The sequence below is a fragment of the Halorussus halobius genome, from assembly GCF_004765805.1.
Taxonomy (GTDB): domain Archaea; phylum Halobacteriota; class Halobacteria; order Halobacteriales; family Haladaptataceae; genus Halorussus; species Halorussus halobius.
Map to the genome: position 1 here is coordinate 47853 of NZ_SBIU01000009.1, position 25780 is coordinate 73632.

Consider the following 25780-nt stretch of genomic DNA (forward strand, 5'->3'; position numbering starts at 1 on the left):
ACAGGTGAGTTTTTAACTCATAGGGGCTAAAATAGCAATAAGCAACTGAAAATATGTGGGGTGCTTTTGTAAGCCATGCGGGAGAAGATAAAGATGAATTTGTAGAACCTCTAGCTAAGGAATTGGAAAATTACGGTCTAAACGTATGGTATGATGATTTTGAACTCTCTGTCGGAGATAGCATCCCGGACGAAATTCAACGCGGTTTGCATAACTCTGATTATGGTGTTGTTATCCTTTCTGAAGCTTTCTTTGAGAAGAGTTGGACACAAGAGGAATTAGATTCACTAATCCAACGGGATGTGACTGAGATGGATAAAGTCATCCTCCCCGTTTGTTATGATATTACACCACAAGATGTACTTTCCCACCACAAGCTTTTGGGCAAACGATATCTGATTTCTGGAGATTCAATGTCTGTTTCCGAGATCGCTCAGGAGCTCTACCAAGAGATACTAGAAAATCGCACAAAACCTCTCACAGACGACGGGTTGGAAGAGTTCGACCCTGAAACTCTGGACTATCTCGCCGAAATTATCGGGGATATAAAACAAGGGACAGAAATTAAAAAATTTTTCGAACGTCTGAATTTTGAAATCGATTGGGATGATGCAAAAGAAGGCAGCATACATGAGTGGATTGCAACATTCCCCGTTGAGGCCAAAGAAAAAGGAATAGATTTAGAGAGTGCAAGGAAGAGTACGATTTTAGAAAACCTCAAAGAGCTAAATAACGAAGACCTATCAAATATAATATCTATTGTTGAAAAATTAGCTCATCCTAGACACTATATTGAGAATGATAAAGATAGAGCGCAAGTTGTAGAAAAATTGAACATCATCCTGAAATGGGAGGACTTGAGAATAGTTGACCAAGGAGAAGTAAAGAAGTTAACCTAAGCCACTAATCAATCGAGCTGATAAGAGAATTCTCTGTACTTAGCGACCTACGCTCGAATCTAGTAGCCGTTGAGAGTTTCAACAGAGCCCCAAATTTTCACCCGCCGTACTTTAAGTGAGTTGTCCGAGGAACACTCTGTATGAGCACGCTGGCAGACACGATTCACATCGAGAACGTTGTTGCATCCAGTGATCTCGGCCAAGAACTCGCCCTCGACCAACTCTCCACAGACCTTCCCGGCGCCGAGTACAACCCCGAGGACTTTCCGGGAATCGTCTACCGCCTCCAGGAACCGAAGTCAGCCACGCTGATCTTCCGGTCGGGCAAAGTCGTCTGCACTGGTGCGAAAAGCGTCGATGACGTTCACGAAGCCCTCGGGATCGTTTTCGATGATATCCGCGAGTTAGGCATCGATGTCGCGAGTAATCCGCCGATCGAGGTGCAAAACATCGTCTCCAGTGCCAGCCTCGAGCAGTCGCTGAACTTGAACGCAATCGCAATCGGGCTCGGCTTAGAGCAAATCGAGTATGAACCCGAACAGTTCCCTGGCCTTGTCTACCGGCTTGACGACCCCGACGTCGTCGTTCTCTTGTTCGGCAGTGGCAAACTCGTGATTACCGGCGCAAATGAATCTGAGGACGCCAAGCACGCGCTGGGACACGTCAAAGACCGCCTCACTGAGCTCGGCCTGCTTGAATGAGCCCATGGTCTCTAAACCGATAACTGTCCGAAAGAAGCAGTGTTGCTGGAGTGGGTGACATCCACCGTCCCTGATCGCTGGAAACAGAGGTGTTACTCGCTGAGGTCGACGTACTGGGTTTCCCAGTCGCGACGAGCAGCAATTTCACGGCGCCCACGCCGTGTGAGCGTGTACACGTTCGTGCGTTTGTCGAGTTGTCCCTTTTCGAGGAGGCCTTTGTCGACGAGGTCGTCGAGATTTGGATAAAGACGGCCATGATTGATTTCTTGTTCGTAGTAGTCCTCGAGTTCGTCCTTGACTGCGAGCCCATGTGGTTCGTCGAGCCCGGCGATCACGGTCAAGATATCCCGCTGGAATCCGGTTAAATCGTGCATCTGTCTATTTCTCTTCTTTTCGGGGATTGATTAAGTGTTCTCTGGTGCTCAGAGGGGAATACTCGATACTACTTGGCCGAAATCCGGGGTGAGAAAGTTCGAACCTTTATACGGTGGCCAAGCGAAACCTGCGATGGAATGTCTGACCTAATCGTCAAAGCAGCCGTGAAGGACGAACTTTCGGAGCACAACGTCTCGGCCGATTTCTACGACGCCCTCAACGAGGAAGTTGCCGAACTGCTCAACGACGCCGCCGACCGTGCCGAGGCCAACGACCGGAAGACGGTCCAGCCCCGCGACCTGTAGGCCTGTGTAACGCAGCCGACCCCGTCACTCGAACGTAGCTTTTTGAGGTTCCTGTTCAGAAGTTAGGAAACGGAGATGGCGGACGCACCGGACACCGAACGGCAGGCGGTCGAACCCGACGCGAAAGAGGTTCTTAGCGTGTCACAGCTGAACGACCGGATTGCATCGGTCGTCCAGGACACGCCTGCCCTCAACGGCGTCCGCTGTATTGGCGAAGTCACTGACCTTCACCAGAACAGTACGGCGCTCTACTTCACACTCACCGACGGCGACGCCGAACTCCCCTGTATGATCTGGGCGAACCGTTACCGGGAGATGGACGCCGACCTCGAGGACGGGACCGAGGTCATCCTCGAGGGCGATATCGACTACTGGGTCGAAGGTGGGAAAATCGATCTCAAACCGTGGGAGGTGATCGTCGTCGGCAACGGCGACCAAGCGGCTGCCGTCGAGCGACTGCGAAGCGAACTCGAAGAGCGTGGCTGGTTTGATGACGAGCAGAAACAGCAACCGCCGGCGTTCCCGGAACGAATCGGCGTCGTCACGTCCTTTCGAGGAGACGCCCGGTACGACATCCAGAACGAGATCCACGGACAGGACCCCACCGTCAACATCCTGGTGAAGGACGCAACCGTCCAAGGATCGAACGCGCCGACGTCCATCGCGAACGGCATCCACCATCTCGACCGCTCGGAGGACGTCGACGCCATCATCGTCGGCCGTGGCGGTGGGAGCGATTCGAACCTCCAAGCCTTCAACACCGAACGGGTCGCGGAGGCGATCTTCACCGCGAATACCCCGGTGGTCACCGCGATTGGACACACCGATGACCGGCTCATCGCTGACCGCGTCGCTGATGCCGCAGCGATCACGCCGACGGCAGCAGGTGAGTCAGCTGTCGTGTCCCGTGAGGAGTTCATCGCCAGCGAACTCGAACCGCTCGCACAAGAACTCGATGCAGCGTACGAGACGTTCGAACAGGAACACGAACACGACCGGGAACTGGCGCAAGCGGTCGACGAAGCGACCACGCCAGAGGGGGTCTCGCCGGTCTATTACAAGGCCACCATTGCAATCCTTGTGCTGCTCCTGCTCGTCATCACTGCCCTATGGCTGGGGGTACTCTGAGGATGACGAAAGACGCCGAGATCACAGAGCGACTGGAACGTATCGACGAGATCATCGATCAGCTCGATGAAGCCGAATGCGACCGTGACGAAGGAGGGGACCTCTACGAGGAGGGGCAGCGACTCCTCGCGGAGGTTCGTGATCGTCTCGATGACGGCAGCGGAGACATCGTGGACCTCGAGTAGTACAGTTTCGACGGCAAATCCTTAACCAACAAGGGCGGAAGTTCTTCACGGTCTGTTGGTTAAGTCCTACCTGGCGCACCCCGAGGGTTATTCAGACAGCGGACGTACTCCCACCATGACAATTCTCGTCGGCACTCGAGACGGCGTCTACCGCACAGCTACTGCTCCCGTCGAGGACGCCAATCAGGTACTCGACAGCGGTGACACCCCTCGCGTCCGCACGTTTCCCGCCGTGGACGGCGTGTTCGCCGCGTCGGAGTCAGGACTGTACCGCTCCGTGGACGAGGGACAGACATGGGGGGATCTAGGTATTCCACGGGAGGAAGCGTACTCGGTCGTCGCGAGTACAGATGGCGAGCGCCTCTATGCGGGAACGCACCCGGCGCATCTCTACGTCTCGACTGACGACGGCGATTCGTGGGACGAACTCGAGGGGTTCCAGGACCTCCCGTCGCGTGACCAGTGGCATACGCCGCGCCACCGCAACGAGGCCCACATCCGGAGTCTCGGTGTGCATCCCAATACGCCCGACCGCGTGGTTGCCGGTGTCGAGGTCGGCGGCGTCCACGTCAGTGACGATCAGGGTGATACGTGGACCGAGCGTCGCGACGGCGTCTCCGCGAGCGAAGCGAGCGGAGGCTCGTCACGAGCGGAGCGAAGTGACGGCGTCCACGACGACGTGCATCACGTTCTCATCCTGGGCCCCGACGAGTATGTCGCGTCGACCGGTGATGGCCTCTACCGAACACGTGACTCAGGTCAGTCCTGGACGCGCCTTGATACGGACCTCGATCATCGGTACTTCCGCGAGGCTTTTGCACTCGATGGCCGGCTCTACGCAGCGGCAGCACGAAGCTCGCCAGGGACGTGGAGCGGGGAGAACGGTGCGGACGCGATACTGGCCGAGTCGACGGACTCCGGCGAGACGTTTGAGACGGTTTCGTATCCGGGTGGGCCGGAGGAAGTCGTCCTCGCGTGGACGGCTATCGACGGGACTGTACTCGCAGGGACGAACGACGGCAGACTCATCAACCGCGATGCCAATGGGATGTGGACCGATGCGGGACAAGTGCCAGCGGGGATTCGGTCGTTGGCAGTCTACTAAATTGAGTACAGTACTGGAGCTCCGTGACTTGAGCGCGTCTAAGCTGTATTACGCGTATTGATCGAGCACGGCCCACTCGTCACAGTGGGGGCATTTGTGATTGGTTACGATTAGCCCCTTCGTGGGGAGATATTCGAAACAGTCCTCACAGGTGAAGTTCCCGCAATTTTCGCAGCGATAGCCATCGAGGATTCCACTGCCACAGTCACCGCATCTATCCATCGCATGACGAGTTTCTCCTCCGGCATCTTAATCTCACTGTGTAGACCAACCCGCAGAAGTTAGAGTCATTCACTTCGTATTGCTGTGTTGCGATTATGTTATTGTAGAACTACCACAGTAGTGTTTCTTATATAACTGAGAGTATGTATTATTCACCGGAATACAACCCGCACAAAAAGCATATATGACAGCACGGAACAACACACAATATCGGTCAATCACACATACTCAGCTGACAAATGTCACGGAACACCGTCAACACTACTGTATCGATCAAGCCCGCCGATGCCTTATTCCTCAGCTGGGCGACCGGCATCAACGTATCCGGGCTCTTCCGTGAAGCATTGACCGAGCAGATGACGTATCGAGACATCGATCGGGACGAACTCTCGACACTCGCCGAGGAGGCGCTCACCGATACCAGTCGAGACCTCGATGACCTTCTTGAACAGACCTCCAGCATTGATGACCTGAACGCCCTGCTCGAGACAGATCCCTCCACCGACTAGCAGACAAATCCCGCATGAACGATTCACCCTCTGACCCGGCGAGCGATGCATCGGCCACTGAATCGCCCTCCACCGACGACCACCCGACAGAGTCCTCGGTCAGCAGCCGTCTCAAACCGACGCTCACCCGCGTTTCCCCACGAGTTGTATCCCTCGCGATGGGGCTCGCGTTCCTCGTCGTCGCTGTCGGTCCAGCCGCTGCCCAGAATCAGGTCGGCGACGTGTACTGCAACACTGGCGTCGCAACCGGGATCGACCTCGTGTTCGGCGCGGTCGCTGGCCTTGGCCTCCCTGCAACCGGCTTCTACACCGGGAAGGCTGGCCTCTCGTACATGCGCGCCGGCGGCAACCCCGAGCGGAAGAACGAGGCCAAGGAAAAACTCGTCATGTCCGGCATTGGCTTCGGCATCGTCGTCCTTGCGCTCGTCTCGCCCGAACTCATCGACAAGGTCGGCAGCCAGATGGGCTTTGGCTTCTCGGACTGCGTGAAGCCTTTCTAACCCCATCTGGGATCGCCAGTGAACTGTCCCCGCGACCCTCGCAGGAATAGAATGCACGCCCCCCGCCCGATGGCCTCCGTGCTTGCCCTCCTCCTCGTGAGTGGCACCGCTGGAATTGTCGTCGCCGGAGGGATGGACGTTGTCACCCCCTCGGATCCCAGGGATTCTGTTCCTGACGACGGGCCCGCCTACGGCGTGAACAACAGCACCTTCCAGCGGCTCTGGTCGGAAGACGTCGACAACGGCAACCTCTCGGTCGACGATTTCGACGACACAAACGTCTCATCGCGTGCTGAGTTCGCACATCGGCTTGCCCGGTCAACGGACATCCCGTTCGCCCGCCCACCTCAGGCTGTTTCGGACTGGAACAGCGGCGATTTCGGAGATTACAACCCCGGTGGTCGAGGTTCCTCGGTCCATCCTGCCAGTGCATCCCTCGAAGACGGTGTGTACATCAAGGATGCGTATGTTAGCATCTTCGGCGTTCAGCCGTCGACGATTCTCCATCACGCGAACGGAACGACGCGATACATTGCCCCGGACGGCCAGGTCCGCACGATCAGTGACTACCGCGTTGCTGTTCCCCAAGATGATACAAACGGATCGCATCGAGAACGCTGGTCGATCGAGCGAACGAGCATCGAGTCCGTTGAACTCTCCGCTGATGGGCGAACTATTGACTCGGGGAGCGGACATCAGACCACGCTCCAGTACACCGATTTTTCGGGTTCGCCGCAGCTGACTGTCGAGGCTAATATCACGGTACGGCTCCGTCACATAACGCTTGACTGTCCGGACTGGAACTCATCGACATCCGGGTGTGACGGCGACTGGACTCGCGACGCCGAAATCCTCGAAGCGTCGAAAACGGTGTCGACGTCACAGTCCGTCGTTGTCAACCAATTTTCGAACGTCACAGGAAAACGCGTCCAGTTTGAGGCACACCAGAACCGAGTCGGCGCGGTCGTCCATCCGAACACGGAGTGGTCGACGATCACGGTTGACGGCGACGTTCGGGCCCGGAGTAACTGGTGGTTCTACACGGCCGGGCGATCCGGCTGGCAGACGATGGTCACCAGCACCGCGACCAACACGTCTCGTGCTGAGTCGTCGGTGCGCCCCGTCCAAGTTCACGCGTTCCCGAGCCGGCAAGCACCGTACGTACCGACTGAACTGACCGACGATGGTGAGCGCCCGCTCACTATCGAGGAAACGTGGGGAACCGAACAGACAGGGCCGTCACTGCCGTCGAACATCGACCTTGAGTCTGCGGATCCGTACGTGAACGCAGATTCGATTGCGCTGAGTTCCACAACCCTCGACGGGAGTGCCTTCCACGAAGTCACGGTGTATGGCATCGTCCGCGGACAATCGCGAACAGTTACCCTCGCCGAGCAGCAGACCGTCCGCGAAACGAATCTCACCCTTACCGTCACCGAAACCAACGCGACCCACGCGGTCGTTCGTGCGGTGGTTACGGAGAGCGCAACTGGTGACGCTGTCACGACCGGCCGTGTGACAATCGCGAACCAGACCACGGCGCTCAACAGCAGTGGGATGGCCGTCGTTACCATCTCGGACCCAGCGATTGTCGTTCGGGGCCAATACACCCCGACCGCTTGGTGGCGGACTGACCAGCCCTACGCTGCGTCGGAGGATGTCACGAAGACACCAGCGAACTTCCCCGACCTCCAGACGCTCATCCAGCTCGTCGTCGTAACGGTTCTCTGGTTCATCCCCGTTGGGGTCCTGGTTTTCGGCTTCGACTACATGTCCGACGGGGCGCTGCTCGGACTCACAAACCGAACATGAACGACAACACAACAGCTCCCACTCACGGCAAGTGTATTGACCGTCGAACAGTTCTCAGTGGCCTTAGCGCTACTCTCGTCGCGCTCGCTGGGTGTTCCTCATCGCCATCCGAACCCACCAGTCCGGGTTCTGAGACGTCGCCCTCACCGGGAGATGAGAGCGACGCCTTCGAACGCGTCGCAATGACCGGGACCGATCTCGTCGTCGAACTTGCCAGCGACTCCAACGCTGATTCGGTGAATCTCATCAACCCGAATGGTGAGATGAACTCGCTTCAGCGAGTGCATGAGGGAGCGACACAGGTTACATTCCAGCTACTCGGCGAAGCCGAAGACGGGTACACTCCCGGAGAGTACCGAGTCGTCGCCGTCGCTGGTGACAAGACCATCGGCGAGACGACGATCTCCCTTGAGCCCGAACTCACGATTACAGACGTCATGTGGGCCCAGAATCACCCGGACATGGACTGGGACAAAGACAGATCGACATGGCAGCAACTCGCCGCGTTCTCTATCGAGAATACGGGGAATGCTCCGTCGTTCCTCACCATGGCCCGGTGGACGGACGCCCCGCTCTGTCGAGTGAAGTCACAGGAGACGATGGAATTCGGCCACAATACACTCCTTCCGGCCGGTGAGACGACGACCGTCTACTCGTCGGCTCCGATCTACCAGACCGAGGGGCGTCTTGGAATGGGGGCACACGTCAACTGTAGTGACCTCGGAACGGCTCCACTCACAGTTACGGGAGCCGTCCAGGCCGGGGCGAACCCGTCGTACTCACAGACGATTGAGTACGGTGGAACGAACAACTCGTGCGAGCTCACCATCGTCGATGGTGGCCCGACTGACTCGACCCAGACGACGTCGAACGGGGAGGATGCCTGAATGGGATGGCTTGAGGAACAGGTACAGGACGCCATCGAGAACGTCATCAACAGCATCAAAGAGGCGCTGCTCGGGTTCGCGAACGACATTTTTAGGGCGCTCCTCAATCCGATTGTCGGCGTCCCTGCGCCGGAATCCAACTCCCGGTACATCGTCGTCGGCACCCCCGATAATGCGCCATGGCAGAGCCTGTACGCGGATTTCTATCTCCAGTATATCCTGCCGTTGACGGTTATGTTGCTCATCGTCGGGCTCGCCTACATCGGTCTGCGGTCAGGGTCGATCAGTCCTTACCGACGAAAGCGTCTCCTCCGACGTATTGGGCTCGTATTCATGGGATCGTTCGTCTGGTTCCCCCTTGTGTCGATCCCGCTCCAATTCGTCAATGCAGTTGGCCTCACGCTTGCCCCAATCAACGATATGTCGGCAGGGTTTGGGAGTCTCATCGAGTCAGCAGTCGGTGGCCTCTTCGTCGTTCTCGCCATGGCTCTCGTCTCGAACTTCCTGCTCATCGTTGCTGGCCTGGTCTACGGCCTCCGCTGGCTAGGTATTCTCGTGCTCACCCCGTTGATGCCGTTGCTCGGCGTCTTCTGGGCCCTCGACGTGTGGCCCCTCACCCCGGCCTCGAAGATTGCTCGCCGTGCCGCCGGCATTTACCCAGGTCTGGTTCTCGCGGGACTTCCTGCTGCAGTCCTCTTCCGGATCGGCTGGCAGATGGATCTCACAGCGAGCGCAAGTGGAATCTTCTCGCTGTTCCTCGGACTCGTGCTCATTCCGGCGGCCTGTATCGCCTCGATTATGACCGTCTACTGGTCTGCCCCCGCGATTCAGACAATCGCCCGTCGGGGAGCAACCCATACGAATCCGGCAGCTGCCGCCTCAGCCGCGAAGAAAGGAACTGGGAAATCGGTTCGCGGTGCCCGGAACGTGCATCGAGGATACGCGCAGAACAAATCTGGTCCAGTGACAAAAAGCGGACAAGCCCAGCTCGGGGGCGGCGACTCGAACGCCTACAAACTGGGTTCCTCCGCCCAGTCAGCGACGGATCACGCAGGCCGCTACAACAACCTGCGGCAATCGAAGACCGGGCGGATGCGCGATAAGGCGAAAGAAGACGCAAGTCGGGCATCGCAGGCGGCGAAGGCCCGGTCGAAGCAGGCGTTCAAGAATACGAAAGAGAAAGTCTCACGGTGGTAATTTCATGAGTACGAACACTGACGACCAGGAGTACAGCGCCCGACGGATCCATCAGTCACTCGGCGGCACGACAGCGTTCTTCCAGGGGTACACGATCGGCGAGATCATGCTGTTCGTCGGCGTGGCGTTCGTCACGCTCGTCGGTGCAGCACTCGTCCCGGCCGCACTCACCATTCCCGTTCTCGGGTTCGGCATCATGCTCGGCCTCGTCCTCGGAGTGCTCCACAAAGTGAAGCCCTCCTACTTGTGGCTCACCGAGTGGCTAGCCGCACGGCTCGGCTGGGCAGTCAAGAACAAAGAGTACACGCACGGCGAGGACGATAGCGAGGTCCGCTATCTAACTCGCGTTGGGCAGGTCTTCCCACACGCCATCGAGCGGTCAGACGGCGCGCTCGTCGGCGCTATGAAAGTCGAGCCAGCGAACATGGCCCTCGAGGATGACGAGGCGTGGGCGAAAGCCGTGGACTCGCTCTCCGAGTTCGTCAACGCGACCATCGACTTCCCCGTGAAGTTCTATATCACTAGCCGGGAGGTTGACCAGGACGACAGCGTCCGCGACCACCAGCGTCGCCTCGGTGACGCCGACGTCCGCTCACGGCCCGTCCTCAAGCGACTGCTCGACGAGTACATCACCACCAACACCGACCAGAACGGCGATATCGACTCCGAGAGCACGACCATCCGCGAATACTACATTATCACTGCCGTTCGCGACGCCGATGTCGAACAGCTCGACGAAACCGGCGACAGCGTACTCGCCTACCTCGCCGACATCCCTGTCGTGGGGCGCGTGTTTGGCCGCTTCCAGTCCGATGGTCTCTCCGAGGCCGAACGTGACCGACTCAAGGAAGACAAGTTAGAATCCCGCCTCGGCCAGATTCGCCGCGGTGGGTCCTCGCTGTACCGCTGCTCAGTCAGTCCGGTCGACGCCTACGACCTCACCCGTGTGACCAAAGAGTACTGGACGGGACGGACGGAGGAGTATGGCGACATCACTGACGCAATCGGCACGTTCCCAGTCGTCGCCCACGGCATTAGCGACGACGTACCGTCGACGCCCGATCCAGACGACGTCGTCGATGCGATGGACGACCTCGATAGTGGAGACAGTGAGGCATCAGAAACGGACATCGCTGATCAGGACCGCCTCGACGACACGTCGACACTACATCAATCGGTGATCGCGCCGTCGACGGTCGACTGGGAGACGACCTACGCCGTCATCAACGACGACACGTATGTTCGGACGTTCTGGATCGAACAGTTCCCAGAAGAGCCTGCCGACGGGATGTTCGAGCGCCTTCTATTGGAGACTGAGCTACAGACGGACCTCAGCATCCATCTCGACCCATTCGACACCCAATCAGCCGAGGACATGATGGCCGACTGGATTTCGGATCTGAAGGTCAACCAGCACGACGCCAACAGTCTCAAAGCCGAAGACCTCCAGGACGATATCGACCGTGGGAAATTCATGCGGTCACTCGTCCGTGCGAACAAGGCGTCGTTCTACCGTGGCGGCGTCTTCATCCGACTATCCGCCGAGAGCAAGCAGGAACTCGATAACCAGACGACAAGGCTACGCTCGATCGTCAAGGACGCCCCCGCGAACTGCACACTCAAAGTCGCGAACCGCTGGCAGGAGAAAGGGCTTGCAACTGTCTCGCCCCTCGGTGCGAACGAACTCGGTCGCGACCGAATGTCGACGCTGACGAATCAAGCCATCGGGGCGATGTTCCCGTTCTCGTCGAACTACATGATGATGGACGAGGGTGTCGAGTACGGCTACCACGGCCACAACGGCTCACCCGTCCAGATCAACCCGTGGAACCTCGAAACCGGCCACAGCGAACTCGTCGTCGGGATGCCCGGCGCCGGGAAGACGTTCGGCGACATTATGCGCCACTTGCGGATGATGAAGCGCCAGCAGGACACGATGCTCGTGATGATCGACCCGGTCGGCGGGTTCAAAGGCATTGCCGACGCCCTGGACGCGAAGACGATCACGGTGGGTGGCGACACACAGCTGAATCCGCTGGAGATCCGTGAGACGCCACAGGAAGTCCTCAACGCCGAGGACGGCATCTCCCCGCTGTCCGCAAAGAAAGACGAAGTCTACGCGGTCCTCGAAAATTTCCTGACCGCTCGCGACATCGACCTCGGGACTGAGACGGGCGTACTCTCGTACGTCATCGACGAGGCGTACCGTCAGGCCGGTGTCGTCGAAGACGATATCTCGACGCACACGCCCGAGAACTCGCCGACGATGACCGATGTCCATCGGATTCTCGCTGATGTCGCGGAGAACCCGGACGAGCACAACATCGCGGCGTCCGAATCTGCTCGCGAACGTGCCGCAGAGTATGCGGACGAGTTGGCGATCGCATTCCAGCCTTTCCGTGAGGGCGGATCGTACGACAACCTCGCGGAACGCTCAGAAGTCAATATCCTCGAGGGTGACAACAAGGTCGTCTATATTGATCTCGGGCAGATCGAGGGGAGTGCGTCGGGAATCGACCGGCAGACGTTCCTGATGCAGTTGCTGTTGTCGACGGTCTACCAGCAGGCGAAGAAGACCGACCGCAACGTCGAACTCGCCATCGACGAGGCCCACTACCTCTTCGAGGACCAGGCAAATCTCGATTTCCTCGAAACGGCGTTCCGCCACCAGCGCCACGCCGGCCTCCGGATGGTCTTACTGTCGCAGACCGCCCAGGAGTTCTACGAGACCGACCAGGCCGAGAAGATCCTCGGCATGTGCCCTATCAAAGTCTTCCACAAACTGCCCGATCTAGACGACGAAACGGCCAACAAAATCGGGCTGACGCGCGAGCAGCGCCAGTACGTTCGTGGGGCGGACGCCGGGAAGGAAGATCTCGGCTACAGTCAGGCGCTCGTTCGCGTCGAGGAACACGGGACGTATCCGCTTCACGTCGTTGCGGACCCCTTCGAGAAGCGCGTTATCGACTACGAACCAGCAGATAAGGAGTTCATCCAGCAAGCCATCAACGATGAGTCTGAAGAACTGGTCGACTTCGAGGCGTTCGTGGAGAACGAGGCACGGATGAATGCCCTCACCAGTCGCTACGATCTCTGCGAGGACGAGGCCACTCGCATTCTCGATGATGGATTCACCGAGGACGAGATCGTCGATGCGGTGGTCGCAAATGCACGGCGGAACGGCACGGAGGAGACGTCCGCGCTCGCTGACGGCGGGGAGGACGCTAGTCAGCCCGAGGAGGAGGTGAGCGACGATGCGTAATCGACTCTTCGGCGGCACCTCGCAGTACGACGCCACACAGCTCCCGATCGACGATCCACTTGTCCAGCAGCCGAAGGATGCGCCGGGGATTTTGCTCCGCATTCGCCCGTTCAAAGAGAACCAGGGCGTCGTCGACGGCGCCGGACTGCTCCAATCAGTTCACGACGTAACGACGAACTTCCGGGGGAAGAACACGAGCGACCACCACTCCTTCGAGGTCTGGTTCGACGAGGGGAAGATCACGTTCTACATGCACGCCGCGACCGAGGCGGCCGCCGACAAGTTCCGCCGCCGCGTCGGCAACAACTACGCCAACAGCGAGGTGTTCCCCGTCGATGGAGGAGTTGCCTTCCCCGTTATCGACCCCGACGAGTACGTCGCTGGTGCGTGGCTCGAAATGGAGAAACTTCCGTACTACCCGATTCGCCACCACAACAGCGACGAATGGGCAAACGACCCGTACGGCGAGATTACAAGCGAGATGCTCACACTCGACGACAGCACGGTCGTCACGCAGGTCGTCTTCCGACCGGCAAAGCAGTCATGGACGGACGGCGACCGATTCAAGCACAACAGCGTCGACGACCTCGCCCACGCACTCCGACAGGGAACCTCTGTGGGCTGGCTGAATCCCCGCACGCGGCCAGCGAGCGAGAAGGACAAACAGGCCGCCAAAACCATCGAGCAGCAGCGCGGCCAGCAGGCGTTCCACGTCAACATCCGCGTCCTCGCAGCGTCCACGGACAAAGACGAAGCCGAGGCCCGTGCCCGTGGCGTCGCCGGGATGTTCAGGAAGTACTACAACGCCATTACCGAGCAGGGTCTCGACGATACGCCAGTCTGGCATCGCAAGGACGGCAAGCGCGCGAGACAGCTCCGGCGGCATGTCGATAAAATGGCTAACCGCGAATGGACTGACCGTCGCATGATTATGACCGTCGACGAACTTGCTGGCGTTGCCCACATCCCGAACAACGAGATTGAGACGCCGAATATCGACTGGCGCTACACCCAGCGCGGCGACCGCGTTCCCGCCGATACAGACCAGTACGAACAATCTGCTACTAGAGGACGGTCTGACGAGCGACCCGCCAAACAGGGAGGAGAGGATAGTGTTTGATCGCTTCTTCGGTCGAGACGACGCCGACCAGGACGTTACGTCGGAAGGCACGTTAGAGAGCGACGACACGCCACGTGAAGCGAGGTCTGACGAGAGCTTCGAGGGTGACGCAGGTCGGATGACTGAGACCAGTCCGGGTTCACAGTCGCTGCTTGGCGAAGCGTACGATATCACCGAGCAGGACACGGACTACGTGGGGAATAAGCCTGTCATCACTGAGACGCTGAACGAGGGCACCGTCGCGGGCTCACACGTCCGCGAGATGCTTGAATCCGGCGTCGATACAGCTCCATCGCCGCTGTGGATTGGGTACGACGAGGACGCCCAGCGAGGGTTCCGCGAAGCCCCGCTCCGCTTCGAGTCGCTCTTCCGCCACATCTGGATTACGGGAACCACCGGCTACGGGAAGACCACAGAGTTGCTGAACATGATGGTCCAGTGGGCGTATTCAGGGTATGGATTCGTCTACTTCGACCCGAAAGGCCGCGACTCACGCGAACTCCTGCGGATGCTGCCTGAGAATCGGCTCGACGACGTCGTCTGGATCGAACCTGGTTCAACCGAGCATGACAAGACGGTCGGGCTGAACTTCCTCGAAGTCCCCGACTGCGAGACTGAAGAAGAGCGTGAGAACGAGATCGAGAATCGCATCGAGAACCTGAAAGCGATCTTCGATACGGACGAGTACTGGGGGATCAACATGGAGTCGATCACCGAGTCGATGGGGCGGGCGATGATGCAGTCCGACCAGCCGTTCTCGGTGATCGATATGTACTTCACGCTATTGCACGCCGAGCGCCGTGAAGAGTTCGCCTACGACGTCGAGGATCCCTACGTCAGGGAATTCTGTTTCGAAATCGCGCGGATGGACGACGAGACGATCCGCCCGCTGCTCAAACGCATCAAGTCGTGGGTCGAAAACTCGGTCATCCGGCGGATCATCTCCCACCGCGAGAGCACCATTGACTTCCGTGACATCATCGACAACGATCGGATCGTCATCGTCCGGACGCCCGTCGAGAACACAGACATCAAGAAGATGGTCACGCTCGGCGTGATGCGGAACCTTTGGAGTGCCATCCAACAACGCTCCTACGAGCACGATACCGATCCAGAGCCGTACTTCGTGCTCTGTGACGAGTTCGACGACATCGCGAGCGAAAACCTCGATATCGAGTCGATGCTCGCCCGCGCCCGATCGATGCGTCTCTCCGTGACCTTGTCCTCTCAGTATCCCTCGCAGTTCGGCGAGGACACGCGGAAGGCGATGCAGAACAACTGCGACAACCTCATCGCCTTCTCCGTGAACGACGTCGACGACGCCCAGCTCTTGATGAAGCGATTCCGCGACTACACTGCCGAAGACCTCATCTCGACCGATCAGTACCAGGCCTGGACGAAACTCCCACTAGAGGGCGGTCGGTACTCCGAACCTGTCCTCCTCCGGACGTTCCCACCGTATCCCCCACTACGGTCATCGGATGCAGTCGACGATATCATCGAGGCGAGTTTGGACCGGTATGGAACCGACCCGTTGACCGACGCGGAGATTATGCAGAATCTCATCTACAGCGACGCCAATAAAGCAGCGAACCCAACGCAGATACTGGGCGAGACGATGGCCGAGGCGGTTCGAGCAGTGCAGTTGCGGGAGGGCATCCGAGACGAGAACGGCTGGGTAGACGTCGTCGATGTCGACAAGGAACTCTCGATTCGCCTCGAGAACAGCCATCCCGATATTGAGTATGCGGACGACGATCTGCCAGAGGTGCGGGACGCGTCACCGTTGATCGATGTCGAGTTACAGGACGGCGATATCGTGGCTCGACTGTCCGAGGAGGGCGAAATCGAGGTAGAGCCAGAAACGGGCGGAGTGGAGTCGGCAGGCGGATCGGACCACGATGCAGTGCTCGTTGATACCGAGCAGGCGCTCACCGAGCGCGGGTTTAGCGTCGACATCCTCGAACAGGACGGTAGCGAGCAACCCGACGCGACAGCCACGCACCCAGATCACGACGTTGTGTTCAACATCGAGGCCGAGACGACGACACCGGATCGCCCCGCGAAAGTCTTGCAGAACCTCAAACGAGCACAGGACGCAGATCGCATCCCGCTCTTCGTGGTTCGCTCTGGCGACCCCGAGACGGAGTGGGCAACGCGACTCGAGAATATTCTCTCGGTGCCGCTGCAAGAGCGGGCGGACGGTACCGAGCAGTTCTACAACTGTGACGAGGTCGTGACCTTCGGGGGTGGCGCTACGGCCCACGGCGGGGTAACTGCCGTTCGACCCCGCACATCCGAGACGAATCGGACAGTCTGGACGCGTGACGACGGTGAACGTGTGCTGTCAGATGGTGAGAGGGAATTCACTCGCGTTCCAGACGAGGGAACACTCTCGAAAGACGGCGTCCCGGCCTACTACAGCTACGATCACGAAACCGGACAGTACACAGTGCATAAACCCGGCGAGACGCAGACGTATGGCTCGAAAGACGGGTTCGATGCAGAATGGACGCCGATCAAGCGACCATTCATTCCCGATGTCGAACTCCCAGATCCGGACTATTCGCGCGACAGCTACATCGTGTTGCTGCTTCCGGAGGACGGTGCTCTCAAAATATTCCAGCAGGGGGAACTGTATACACTCTCCGAGAGCCCAGACGAGGAGGACTTATGGCTGGGCGTCCCCGCCAATGAGCACTCACAGGCCACGATATCGATGGATGCCGGTGAAGAGACGCCATCGACGGAGTCTACCGCACCGTCAGATGAGTCGGTGGAGATCGACCCGAGTGGTGACGGCATCGAGGCGTTCGCAGCGATGTACATCAGAGAAGCTGAGGGAGCACAAGTGCCAAAGGAAACGCTGTTTCAGGCGTACTCGGCCTGGACTGATCAGCACGGTATTGATGGGACAAACGCGAGTTGGTTCGGTCGAAAGCTCGCAAACGTCGTCGAGTATGAAAATGATCGGGTCAGAGACGGCGACGATCTGGTGACGGTCTACAGCGGTGTCGACCTCACGCCAGACGGCTCGAAGTTCCTTGAATAATGAGAGTTATCAGATATATGGATAAAATCCAGGTGGATGGTATTCAGGTCAATCATACCCAATCACCGAAATCACAATTGTCGCGATATATCCGTTTCTTCCCCGTATATCGAGTTCATACCATAGATTGTTCAGGGCAAAATTACTGTTCAGGCCAAGGGATTGATGAATGTTCATGGGAAAACCACATTACGGGAGCAGTGTTCAGGGCAAAACGCGGGTCAAAACCAACTAGTATACAACGGGTAGCACCCGTTGGACAGGGGACTGGACAAGCCACCGGTCGCGAGGACTTCTATCAGGATAGTGAGAAAGAGAGTGAGATGACTCACTGGAGACTCATCGAGAGGGATACCGATGGAATCTGAGCCGCCACTTGTAGTCTCGGAGTGTCCCAAGAAGCTACGCGAACGCGAGCAGTGGGTGTGCTGGCGGGAAGAGGAACGGGACGACAAACTGACGAAGATCCCGGTGACGCCAGCGACAGGCGGATTCGCGTCGTCGACGGACCCTGAGACGTGGGGCAGCCTCGAAGCAGCGCTCGAATACACCGAGACGGAGCACGCAGATGGCGTCGGGTTCGTGTTTACCGACAACGACCCCATCGTCGGCGTCGATCTGGACGACTGCCGCGATCCCGAAACCGGCGACGTCGACGATGACGCACAGGACATCATCGCACGACTCGACTCGTACACGGAGGTGTCGCCCTCTGGAACCGGCTACCACGTCCTCATCAAGGGTGACCTCCCTGACGGCCGGAACCGTCGCGGGAGCGTCGAACTGTACGACACGGCACGCTTTTTCACCGTCACTGGCGACCACGTCGGGCGAACGCCCACACGTGTTGCACGCCGACAGGACGCGCTCGACGCGATTCACCGCGAGTACGTCCAGAACATCGAGCGTGACACGACTCCCGAATCCAGGCAGCGTGGTGACGCTGACGGCCAATCAGCGACGAATGATGCAGACGACGTCGACCTTGAGGACGAGGAACTCCTCGAGAAAGCGCGAAACGCGTCGAACGGTGAGAAGTTCGAGCGGCTCTGGAACGGGAATATGGGTGGCTACGACAGCCAGTCTGAGGCTGATATGGCGCTGTGCTGTCTGCTGGCGTTCTGGACCGGCGGCGACCGGACGCAGATGGACCAGCTGTTCCGTCAGTCAGGGCTTCACCGCGAGAAGTGGGACGAGGTCCACTACGCCGATGGGTCGACGTACGGCGAGAAGACCGTCGAGCGAGCGATTGCGAACACCTCGGAGTTCTACGATCCGGACACCGGCGATGATACCGAAGACCGCGACACCACCTCTGCCGAATCATCTGTCGACACCCGTGACAATTCAGAGCGGAGTCGCGCGTACCTGACCGAAAAGAATCGACTGTTGAGCGAGCGCGTCGACGAACTTGAAGCGACGCTCGAACAGAAAGTCGAGCGGATCGACACCCTCGAAGCAGAGGTTGAACGGCTCACCGACGAACTCGCTGCCCGCGACCGAGAGCCCAAGCAACCCCAAGACGAGCAAGCCGTTACTGCGAACGAGAGTGAGGATGAGTCAGCGACTCGCTCCGTATGGGGGCGATTATTCGGCGGCAGTTCAGAATAACGATGTAACCGCGATAGAGCGTTTTTCACCCCGTTATGGGTGACGGGGTTGTCGAACTGCCCCGGAACAACACATGCATTCTGAGCGACAGCGAGACCCAATCCGTCGTATCGACCCCCACCCGGACGAATCTGACGCAGCGACAGCGCCATGGGCCGACCTTCGACTCGACGTCCCCAACGACCGGCGTGACGAGTCGATCGTGGCGTTCGTCGAGTGTGTCCTCGTTGAGCTCACCCACGAGGACGTCGGTGCCGAGTACCGGTCCTCGAACGCGTGGGGTGCTAAAATCGATCAGTACGTCGCCGCCGAGGCGACTGGCCAGCAGTTCATCAAGCGTCGGTACGACGAGCGCCTCGGGTGGGACGAGACGCAGATCACGCGTGAAGCGGTCCGCGACAAGCTGGTCTGGCAGCTCTCACGCTCCGAGTCGCTGGCAACGAATCGAAGCCACGCCAAGCCGGCCACCAACCCCGATACGTTCGTTGTGAAGCCCACGCAGCAACTGCGAACGGATTCAGGATGCGAGGAGTATTAACCAACAAATGCGAGAGACTTCAGCGATTGTTGGTTAATCATAGAGAGTCCAAGTCAGCCACCTGCCTGTCCGCTCTCTCCAGCCTGCGAGTTTATTCGCGCCGGAAGGCGTGAGGCGCGCTCGAAGTGCGTGCCATAGTTGAGTTCCCATGACTGGATCCGATATCCTCGACGACACGACAGCCGATCACGAGCGGCTTGAAACCGAACTTGTTGCACAGGACCGGGATGCGGCCCGGGTCGCGACGGCAGACATCGACGAGCAAAGTGCCCGCCGTCTCGTGAATGATCTCATCGAGGACGATATGGTGAGGCCGATCCCTGACCAGCAAGTCCTGGTTCACGACCCCAGTGGCGAGGCCTTCGACTCGATCACCCAGCTCGCCGTGTTCCATCGCGGCTGGCGGGCCGCCAGAGACGCGGAGGACGACTGATGCAACAGACGCTTGCTGGGTGTGCCTTCTGCGATGCACGTCCCGATACAGAGATGGGCGAGGCACATACCTGGGGGAAAGACGAACGGGTGACGCACCCGATCTGCGTCGACTGTGCGCTCCAAGAGCGGCCTGATCCCGAGGAGCGCGATCATCACGCCTGCGACGGGTGTGGCCTCGTCGTCGACGCCCTCGCGGCGCTCACGCGGTTCCGGGTGGAACTCGGCCATCTCGAGGGGCCGTTGCAGCTGTGTGGGCGATGTAGTCCCGGCGGGCCCGCGACGTACTGGACGCGAGATTTCGAGTCACACGTTGTCGAGTAGCCGGTTAACTCGGTGGAGCGTCCCTCAGCGTCCGTTCACATAAGCCAGTAGCACGTCACTTGCCGCACCGATAGTCTGAAGTACACGGACTTCGGACTAACTCCTATGGCTCCTGATCACGAGCACATTCGCCCAGATGGTGGAATCGACACGCTGGACCCGCCACCGATCGACATCCTCACCGAAGACACGCTCGAGCCGGAGACGCTGGCCGAGAACGCGCCCCGGCTCGAAACAGTCGTGGAACTGCTCAACCGCCCAGCACTCGCCCGCGTCTACATCTACATCTGCTACTGGGGCCCGGTCACCCCACCGGAAGCTATGGAGGCGCTCGATCTCTCGAAATCGACGGCCTACGAGTACGTCGACCGACTGGTCGATCTCGGCCTCGTCGACCGCGACGACTCGACACGCCCCCAGCAGCTGACCGCCGACCCGATCATCATCGTCGAGCAGTACGTCCCGATCGTCATCACGCCGACCGCCCTCCACGCCCTCGGGCTCCAGGAGGTCGATGAGGACATCAAGTACTTCGTGGACCGGTACGGCCTCGGGAAGCTCATCGCTGCATTGCGCGGCGCCGGGCTCCACTTCGCGGGGAAGACGACTCAGCGGATGGTCGCCAGCGACATCGACGTGCGCGAGACGGAAGCGATGATGATCATCTACGCGCTCAAACCCGCGCTTGCCGTCGGCCGGGAGCACGATCCGTTCTTCGAGTACCTCTTCCCGGATGTGCATGACGAGATGGATCTTCCCGATCTTGACGAGATAGCTGGTGCCCCGACGGATTCGTCGGACCCCGATAGGTGAGTTCATCGGATGGGTCGAGACACGCCATTATCCGCTGACCAGGACGTCCTCGTCGACGCGAACATCTTCTACGCGATCGGCCAGCCCTCGAATCCGCAGTACCAACGATTTCGCCGAGCCATCCAGCACGCCGGCGTCGTCTGCAAACTCCCCCGGCGCGTGATCGGCGAACTCGGTGGCTCAGAGACGGATCGTGTCCGGACGGCGCTCGACGAAGGATGGGCCGAGATCATCGATGCGCCATCACCAACGGACGGGGACGCTGTCGCGGCAAGCGATATCGCCAGACGGACCATCGCGAGTGAAACGACTAAAGCCGAGCACGAGGTCGAGAAGACGGACGCAATTCTTGCGGGCCTAGTCATTCAGTATGTGAGAGACCGCTCGACAACGGGTGTCGTCGTGCTCACAGACGATCAGCCCGCCAGAAAAGGCATCAAAAATGCCGTTCGAGCGCAAGGGTACACGGACGCGATCACGGTCTACGGCTTGGCGGACATCATCGGCGACGACCCGGGCGACTCGATGCGGCTGATCTAGACCGAGTAGTGACCCTCATTCCGAAAGCCCTCAGCCGCTCGGCATCCCACGCCCCACGCTGCGCGCCTCGTCCCTCGGTGCTTGCGGAGTCGGGGGACGACCGAAGCGGCCTCGCCCTTTCTGAGTCCACCAGGTAGTGGCTGGAGCACAGAGCGTCGAGAGTGGATGAACAGGTGATTCGTAACGGCTCGCCCCGCTCGCCGCTGCCGCCCTCCGCGTCGCTCGCGACCGACCATTCCGGGCATGCGGGCGCTCTCTGCACCGCCCGCGCCCGTTCCGGGCTAAAATGAATATGGTCTCGACGCCAGCGCTTCACCCGTCCGGGTCCTCCGGACCTCGGCTCCGCCGACCGCGACGGACAGTGGTTGCGTCGCGGCGAACGGGGAATGCGCTGGCCGCTCGCTCCGGGCGGGTCGGCGCGCGCGGCTGGATGGTTGGCCGCCTCGGGCGCGCTCTCGCTCGCGCCCAAGAGGGCGCTCGCGAAGGCGCGAGCGAGAGCGCGCAGACGAGTCTATTGGCCGTTGTCGTCGTAGAGAAATCCGCGATGTAGCAGCATCGCGGTGTCGGACGCGTGAGCGCCTTCAGGAACCAGTGAGTTCCAATGTCAAGTAAGAACGTCTCCAGTGAAGTAGTTTCGGTCGATGAACAGGCATTCGAGAAACACGATGAAGCGACGGTCGATGAGGACGGTTTCGAAGTCGTCGATGAGACCGCGGAGTTCCAGGCGACGGTCGACATGGAAGTGCAGGCGAAAGTCGATTCAAACCATCCGGACGCGCGAGTCGAGGAAGGACCGGATCACATGTTCGGGAAGACCCTCGAACAGGAAGAGCGTATCAAGGCGCAAGAGGCTGAGCTGGAGCGCATCAGTGCCCAGGCCGAACTCGGGACGCAAGAGGGTCGAGAAAAACGAACGCGAGACATCGCGGCGAAGCGGAGCGCTGAGCGGCGTGCAGGGTTCCAGAAGCGGCGAGCGAGCGTGGACCCGCTGGCAGACCCAGAACGGGCTGACCCGCGTGCAGAACTCGAACAGGAGCAGTTGGCAGCGGTGAACGAACAATCGATGCGGTTGGCCGAAAAGCTGGATGGATGGTCGCGGGCGGCGATCAGTCGGCGGCTGGCCGAGGCGGTCGTCACGGGGAAAGACATGATGAGTGCGGTCGTCGGGGTGTTCGAGGAGTTGCAGACGGCGCCAGGACAGGTGATCCCGATAGAAAAGGTTGAGGACGTGAACCGAAAGGAGGTGAGCATCGAGGGAACAATTACACAGCTTTGGGAGTCATCGAGTCCGGCTATTGCCCAAGTGGGACTCATCGAGGACGAGAGCGGACGAACGAAGGTGACCGTCTGGGAGAAATCGAATCAACCCTGGATGGAGGAAGGCGAGCGTGTGCGGATTCACGGGGCGGCGCGGAACTGGTATCAGGGGCGCGTCTCAGTGTCCCTGACCGGGTGGAGCACCGTGCTGTTCCCAGAGCGCGGCCAGTGGTGGGAGTAGTCAGCTAACGCGGCCTTCTTTTTTGCTGATGCCCGTTCACCCGCTTCCCGCCGCCCCACCCAACCTCCACGTTCCGGGCGGCTCACACGGCCGCCGGGCTTTCGCCACAGCATCGCACTGCGCCGGCTCCGCACCGCTCGGTGTTTATCTGCCCCTGACGGGTGAGGGGCGCTCTGAGAGACGCGATTCATTGTAATGTCCCTCGTGAGTATCATGGCAACCAGCGAGATCTACGAGACGACGTTCGACGAAGATGTACAGACGGACTCAAGTGCAAAGCAGTGTCCCGAGTGCGACGGTCGAGTCACCACCAATGCGGTCGAAACAGTCTGCGAGGACTGTGGCCTCGTCGTCGACGAGCGGCGAATCGACCACGGGCCCGAATGGCGAGCATTCGACGAGGGCAAACGCGAACGGACGGGTGCGCCGCTCACGGCGACGCGGCACGACCGGGGGTTGTCGACCGAAATCGGTCGAGGTACCGACGCGAACGGGAATAGACTCTCCGGACGGAAGCGCCGTCAGGTCGCTCGGATGCGCCGAGAGCAAAGCCGGGGGCGGTTTCAGTCGAAAGCCGAGCGCAATCTCGCGCACGGTCTGGGTGAGGTTCGCCGGATCGTGAGCGCACTTGAGCTGTCCGAGATGATTCGTGACCAGGCCTGCCAGCTCTTCCGGAGCGCCCAGAACGAGGACCTCCTGCAGGGCCGGTCGATCGAAGCGATGGCCACCGCGAGCGTCTACGGCGCCTGTCGGTGCGACGGACTCTCGCGAACCCTCGAGGACGTCACCGACCCGGCGCGCGTCGAGCAATCGCGAGTGACGAACGCGTACAAGACGCTGAATACGGAGCTTGGCCTTCCTGCCCAGCCCGTGACGCCCAGTGCGTTCGTTCCACGGTTGGCGTCGGAGCTCGACGTCTCCGATCAGATCCGGCAGCGGGCTCGGCAGCTGGCGGAAGCATCCGAATCGACCGGGGCAACCACGGGGGTTCAGCCGTCCGGGTTCGCTGCAGCCTGTCTGTACAAAGCCGGACGCGAAGACGGGCGGTGGCTCACCCAGTCGGACATCGCTGAAGTAGCGAACGTCTCAGCGGTCACCGTTCGGACCCACCGCGACACACTGGACGAACTGGCTGTCTAACGCCTCTACTGTTGATTTTCAGTTGTCTGTAGAGGCTGTCATAGAACGCTTTCAGCGAAGTTGATTTCATCTATCTCTACGGTGAACACGCCGATAAGCAAGCCTGCGTACCGAGCGTCAATCACTGGGAGACGAAGATGGTGCTTCGTTATTAGTAGTGTCTGGAGACTCGTGTGCGAGCGCCACTCCAGCATACACGCCACCGGTCCAGATACTCCCTAAGAGGGCCACTATCGACAGGTCATCCGGGAGGAGCGGGCTAATTGGCGTGAGAAGCATTATTATCGGGGCAAGCACGCTGAGGAGAGTGTACCAGAATTTCGAGTGAGGACCAGACCATTTGAATCGATACTGGGGATATGCAAGAAACCCGTACGCTGCGATTGATGACGTAACTGCGATACTACCCCCAATCCACCAATCTCCACGCCGTATACCGAATAGATAGCCAAGCACGCCACCTATTCCGAGACCGATTAACGCCGAGGACCAAGACTTCATACCGGAAACCACGGCTGGCTGGATGATAAGTTGTTTCTCTGTACTTACCGAAGCTACGCACCACATCGAGGCGAATTCTTACCAGCAAATCCTGAGTGAAACAGCCGCTCCGTAGGTGTGCGAATGTATCGAGTCAGTTGCCCAGGAGAGCATCGTATCCGCCTTTGTAGCTCAGGTAGTACGAGACCACTACGAGGAGTACGAGGACGAACAGCTGTCCGAATATATCGGGTGGCGAAATAATCGCTGAGAGCGGAAACGCGGCGAGGAAGCTGATAATAAAGCGAACGTGTGGGGAGTCAAGCATATTTCGACCGAATACCCAGCGTAGTAAATAGGTTTTCCATATGAAACGATGCGTGTTCCACCTGTACTTACCGTTTGTCGGGGTAGTCATAGACGGTGTGTGTGCCGTTTGATGACGCTCGCTGCCGAGGAGCACGATCAGTTACTCGGAAATCCGGTGGTGCCCGATCTCGTCTGATCCACAGTCAGGACATTGATCTGCGTCTGGTGGGAGCTTCGTTCCGCAGTGGCGGCACTCAACGACGACCTCCGGCTCGTCACCGGGGAGTAGCTGAGCGAGTACCGCACGGACACTCATGAGTATCCGATATTCCGGCAGCAGTGAGTTAATGGTACTGGTGCGGGATTTTCTCCGGAAATCCGGGGGTGTACAACCAGTAAACCCGCCAAAGGCTTATCTTCCAACCGGAGTGAACTCCACGTGGAAGGACCTGTCACACGCTCCTTTCACCCCTAGGCATGCCTACCGATGACTCGTCGCTTGGTCAGTGTCCGGACTGTGGCGACCCGATTACCTCTGCGTGGCTGCTTGTTGAATACAATAAAGACGACGGGACTGACGGCGTTTGGGCAGAGTGTCCATCGTGTGGGGACGTCGTCGCGCCGGAGTAGCCAGACCGCAGCCTCAAGTGGGCTTCACTGCGTATCTCGATCAGAACACGAGTAATGGAGATTCCCACCCAACTGCGGTGAGGGTGTCATAGAACTCTTCTCACACCGTGATGATCGTACTTCCCGGATTGTCTCCACGTTCGTAGTTGGTGATAGCGACGACGAGGCGAAGGCACAGGGCAACAAACACCTGCGCCCGTGCGTGG

General features: G+C 59.2%; 26 protein-coding genes and 1 pseudogene. 23 read left to right on the forward strand and 4 right to left on the reverse strand.

Going from position 1 to position 25780, the window contains the following annotated elements:
• The first annotated feature begins 53 nt into the window (after positions 1-53).
• Positions 54-899 carry a toll/interleukin-1 receptor domain-containing protein gene (locus tag EPL03_RS19105; protein ID WP_135830701.1) on the forward strand — a complete coding sequence of 282 codons (846 nt, stop codon included), beginning with the start codon at positions 54-56 and terminating at the stop codon, positions 897-899.
• Positions 900-1039: 140 nt separating this feature from the next.
• A complete protein-coding gene (locus EPL03_RS19110) occupies positions 1040-1600 on the forward strand; it encodes a TATA-box-binding protein (protein WP_135823192.1) in 561 nt (186 codons plus the stop codon).
• Positions 1601-1692: 92 nt separating this feature from the next.
• Here EPL03_RS19110 and EPL03_RS19115 read toward each other — a convergent pair whose 3' ends face one another.
• On the reverse strand, positions 1693-1974 hold the full coding sequence (locus EPL03_RS19115) for a PadR family transcriptional regulator (RefSeq protein ID WP_135830702.1): 282 nt from the start codon (positions 1972-1974) through the stop codon (positions 1693-1695).
• Between the two features lie 138 nt (positions 1975-2112).
• On the opposite strand from EPL03_RS19115, the gene EPL03_RS19120 reads away from it, so the two are divergent.
• From EPL03_RS19120 to EPL03_RS19220, 20 genes are all read left to right on the forward strand, one after another.
• Positions 2113-2280: a DUF1931 domain-containing protein gene (locus EPL03_RS19120; protein WP_135823190.1), complete on the forward strand. Its 168-nt coding sequence runs from the start codon at positions 2113-2115 to the stop codon at positions 2278-2280.
• Positions 2281-2355: 75 nt separating this feature from the next.
• Positions 2356-3408 carry an exodeoxyribonuclease VII large subunit gene (xseA, locus tag EPL03_RS19125; RefSeq protein WP_135830703.1) on the forward strand — a complete coding sequence of 351 codons (1053 nt, stop codon included), beginning with the start codon at positions 2356-2358 and terminating at the stop codon, positions 3406-3408.
• Positions 3409-3410: 2 nt separating this feature from the next.
• Positions 3411-3593 carry an exodeoxyribonuclease VII small subunit gene (locus EPL03_RS19130; RefSeq protein ID WP_135830704.1) on the forward strand — a complete coding sequence of 61 codons (183 nt, stop codon included), beginning with the start codon at positions 3411-3413 and terminating at the stop codon, positions 3591-3593.
• A 115-nt stretch (positions 3594-3708) separates the two neighbouring features.
• Positions 3709-4698, forward strand: coding sequence for a WD40/YVTN/BNR-like repeat-containing protein (locus tag EPL03_RS19135; protein WP_135830705.1), 990 nt, complete (start codon positions 3709-3711; stop codon positions 4696-4698).
• Positions 4699-5159: 461 nt separating this feature from the next.
• A complete protein-coding gene (locus tag EPL03_RS19140) occupies positions 5160-5429 on the forward strand; it encodes a hypothetical protein (RefSeq protein WP_135830706.1) in 270 nt (89 codons plus the stop codon).
• Positions 5430-5443: 14 nt separating this feature from the next.
• A complete protein-coding gene (locus EPL03_RS19145) occupies positions 5444-5929 on the forward strand; it encodes a pilin (protein WP_135830707.1) in 486 nt (161 codons plus the stop codon).
• 51 nt (positions 5930-5980) lie between these two features.
• Positions 5981-7741 (forward strand): hypothetical protein, encoded by a 1761-nt coding sequence (locus EPL03_RS19150; protein WP_135830708.1) that lies wholly within the window; start codon positions 5981-5983, stop codon positions 7739-7741.
• 182 nt (positions 7742-7923) lie between these two features.
• Complete coding sequence (locus EPL03_RS19155; RefSeq protein WP_210425043.1) at positions 7924-8628, forward strand: hypothetical protein; 705 nt, start codon at positions 7924-7926, stop codon at positions 8626-8628.
• Entirely contained in the window at positions 8629-9825 is a 1197-nt protein-coding gene (locus tag EPL03_RS19160) for a hypothetical protein (RefSeq protein WP_006183472.1), read from the forward strand.
• 4 nt (positions 9826-9829) lie between these two features.
• On the forward strand, positions 9830-13087 hold the full coding sequence (locus EPL03_RS19165; RefSeq protein ID WP_135830710.1) for a VirB4 family type IV secretion system protein: 3258 nt from the start codon (positions 9830-9832) through the stop codon (positions 13085-13087).
• On the forward strand, positions 13080-14207 hold the full coding sequence (locus tag EPL03_RS19170) for a hypothetical protein (RefSeq protein ID WP_135830711.1): 1128 nt from the start codon (positions 13080-13082) through the stop codon (positions 14205-14207). The genes EPL03_RS19165 and EPL03_RS19170 overlap by 8 nt, the downstream gene beginning before the upstream one ends.
• Positions 14200-17259 (forward strand): type IV secretory system conjugative DNA transfer family protein, encoded by a 3060-nt coding sequence (locus EPL03_RS19175; protein ID WP_135830712.1) that lies wholly within the window; start codon positions 14200-14202, stop codon positions 17257-17259. The genes EPL03_RS19170 and EPL03_RS19175 overlap by 8 nt, the downstream gene beginning before the upstream one ends.
• A 357-nt stretch (positions 17260-17616) precedes the next feature.
• Entirely contained in the window at positions 17617-18870 is a 1254-nt protein-coding gene (locus EPL03_RS19180; protein ID WP_015310234.1) for a phage NrS-1 polymerase family protein, read from the forward strand.
• A gap of 202 nt (positions 18871-19072) precedes the next feature.
• Positions 19073-19408 carry a hypothetical protein gene (locus EPL03_RS19185; protein ID WP_210425044.1) on the forward strand — a complete coding sequence of 112 codons (336 nt, stop codon included), beginning with the start codon at positions 19073-19075 and terminating at the stop codon, positions 19406-19408.
• Between the two features lie 148 nt (positions 19409-19556).
• Positions 19557-19841: a hypothetical protein gene (locus tag EPL03_RS19190; RefSeq protein ID WP_135830714.1), complete on the forward strand. Its 285-nt coding sequence runs from the start codon at positions 19557-19559 to the stop codon at positions 19839-19841.
• Complete coding sequence (locus EPL03_RS19195) at positions 19841-20164, forward strand: DUF7558 family protein (protein WP_135830715.1); 324 nt, start codon at positions 19841-19843, stop codon at positions 20162-20164. Before EPL03_RS19190 ends, EPL03_RS19195 begins: the two co-directional genes overlap by 1 nt.
• A 105-nt stretch (positions 20165-20269) precedes the next feature.
• A complete protein-coding gene (locus EPL03_RS19200) occupies positions 20270-20977 on the forward strand; it encodes a DUF7437 domain-containing protein (RefSeq protein WP_006183561.1) in 708 nt (235 codons plus the stop codon).
• A gap of 9 nt (positions 20978-20986) precedes the next feature.
• Positions 20987-21517, forward strand: coding sequence for a hypothetical protein (locus tag EPL03_RS19205; RefSeq protein WP_006183560.1), 531 nt, complete (start codon positions 20987-20989; stop codon positions 21515-21517).
• 601 nt (positions 21518-22118) lie between these two features.
• Positions 22119-23015: a DNA-binding protein gene (locus EPL03_RS19215; RefSeq protein WP_135830716.1), complete on the forward strand. Its 897-nt coding sequence runs from the start codon at positions 22119-22121 to the stop codon at positions 23013-23015.
• A gap of 213 nt (positions 23016-23228) precedes the next feature.
• Entirely contained in the window at positions 23229-24155 is a 927-nt protein-coding gene (locus tag EPL03_RS19220; protein WP_135830717.1) for a transcription initiation factor IIB, read from the forward strand.
• A gap of 117 nt (positions 24156-24272) precedes the next feature.
• Here EPL03_RS19220 and EPL03_RS19225 read toward each other — a convergent pair whose 3' ends face one another.
• Positions 24273-24656 carry a hypothetical protein gene (locus tag EPL03_RS19225; RefSeq protein WP_115864166.1) on the reverse strand — a complete coding sequence of 128 codons (384 nt, stop codon included), beginning with the start codon at positions 24654-24656 and terminating at the stop codon, positions 24273-24275.
• A gap of 133 nt (positions 24657-24789) precedes the next feature.
• Entirely contained in the window at positions 24790-24963 is a 174-nt protein-coding gene (locus tag EPL03_RS20235; RefSeq protein ID WP_168216306.1) for a hypothetical protein, read from the reverse strand.
• Positions 24964-25421: 458 nt separating this feature from the next.
• On the opposite strand from EPL03_RS20235, the gene EPL03_RS20565 reads away from it, so the two are divergent.
• Positions 25422-25574 (forward strand): phage terminase large subunit family protein, encoded by a 153-nt coding sequence (locus tag EPL03_RS20565; RefSeq protein ID WP_230892484.1) that lies wholly within the window; start codon positions 25422-25424, stop codon positions 25572-25574.
• Between the two features lie 100 nt (positions 25575-25674).
• Here the strand turns inward: EPL03_RS20565 and EPL03_RS19235 are convergent.
• Positions 25675-25780, reverse strand: a pseudogene (locus EPL03_RS19235) (IS5/IS1182 family transposase); the annotation flags it as partial.

Coding starts and splice junctions, on each gene's coding strand:
- EPL03_RS19105 (WP_135830701.1), top strand. CDS start 54: ATGTGGGGTGCTTTTGTAAGCCATGCGGGAGAAGATAAAGATGAATTT.
- EPL03_RS19110 (WP_135823192.1), top strand. CDS start 1,040: ATGAGCACGCTGGCAGACACGATTCACATCGAGAACGTTGTTGCATCC.
- EPL03_RS19115 (WP_135830702.1), bottom strand. CDS start 1,974: ATGCACGATTTAACCGGATTCCAGCGGGATATCTTGACCGTGATCGCC.
- EPL03_RS19120 (WP_135823190.1), top strand. CDS start 2,113: ATGTCTGACCTAATCGTCAAAGCAGCCGTGAAGGACGAACTTTCGGAG.
- xseA (WP_135830703.1), top strand. CDS start 2,356: ATGGCGGACGCACCGGACACCGAACGGCAGGCGGTCGAACCCGACGCG.
- EPL03_RS19130 (WP_135830704.1), top strand. CDS start 3,411: ATGACGAAAGACGCCGAGATCACAGAGCGACTGGAACGTATCGACGAG.
- EPL03_RS19135 (WP_135830705.1), top strand. CDS start 3,709: ATGACAATTCTCGTCGGCACTCGAGACGGCGTCTACCGCACAGCTACT.
- EPL03_RS19140 (WP_135830706.1), top strand. CDS start 5,160: ATGTCACGGAACACCGTCAACACTACTGTATCGATCAAGCCCGCCGAT.
- EPL03_RS19145 (WP_135830707.1), top strand. CDS start 5,444: ATGAACGATTCACCCTCTGACCCGGCGAGCGATGCATCGGCCACTGAA.
- EPL03_RS19150 (WP_135830708.1), top strand. CDS start 5,981: ATGCACGCCCCCCGCCCGATGGCCTCCGTGCTTGCCCTCCTCCTCGTG.
- EPL03_RS19155 (WP_210425043.1), top strand. CDS start 7,924: ATGACCGGGACCGATCTCGTCGTCGAACTTGCCAGCGACTCCAACGCT.
- EPL03_RS19160 (WP_006183472.1), top strand. CDS start 8,629: ATGGGATGGCTTGAGGAACAGGTACAGGACGCCATCGAGAACGTCATC.
- EPL03_RS19165 (WP_135830710.1), top strand. CDS start 9,830: ATGAGTACGAACACTGACGACCAGGAGTACAGCGCCCGACGGATCCAT.
- EPL03_RS19170 (WP_135830711.1), top strand. CDS start 13,080: ATGCGTAATCGACTCTTCGGCGGCACCTCGCAGTACGACGCCACACAG.
- EPL03_RS19180 (WP_015310234.1), top strand. CDS start 17,617: ATGGAATCTGAGCCGCCACTTGTAGTCTCGGAGTGTCCCAAGAAGCTA.
- EPL03_RS19190 (WP_135830714.1), top strand. CDS start 19,557: ATGACTGGATCCGATATCCTCGACGACACGACAGCCGATCACGAGCGG.
- EPL03_RS19195 (WP_135830715.1), top strand. CDS start 19,841: ATGCAACAGACGCTTGCTGGGTGTGCCTTCTGCGATGCACGTCCCGAT.
- EPL03_RS19200 (WP_006183561.1), top strand. CDS start 20,270: ATGGCTCCTGATCACGAGCACATTCGCCCAGATGGTGGAATCGACACG.
- EPL03_RS19205 (WP_006183560.1), top strand. CDS start 20,987: ATGGGTCGAGACACGCCATTATCCGCTGACCAGGACGTCCTCGTCGAC.
- EPL03_RS19215 (WP_135830716.1), top strand. CDS start 22,119: ATGTCAAGTAAGAACGTCTCCAGTGAAGTAGTTTCGGTCGATGAACAG.
- EPL03_RS19220 (WP_135830717.1), top strand. CDS start 23,229: ATGGCAACCAGCGAGATCTACGAGACGACGTTCGACGAAGATGTACAG.
- EPL03_RS19225 (WP_115864166.1), bottom strand. CDS start 24,656: ATGAAGTCTTGGTCCTCGGCGTTAATCGGTCTCGGAATAGGTGGCGTG.
- EPL03_RS20235 (WP_168216306.1), bottom strand. CDS start 24,963: ATGCTTGACTCCCCACACGTTCGCTTTATTATCAGCTTCCTCGCCGCG.
- EPL03_RS20565 (WP_230892484.1), top strand. CDS start 25,422: ATGCCTACCGATGACTCGTCGCTTGGTCAGTGTCCGGACTGTGGCGAC.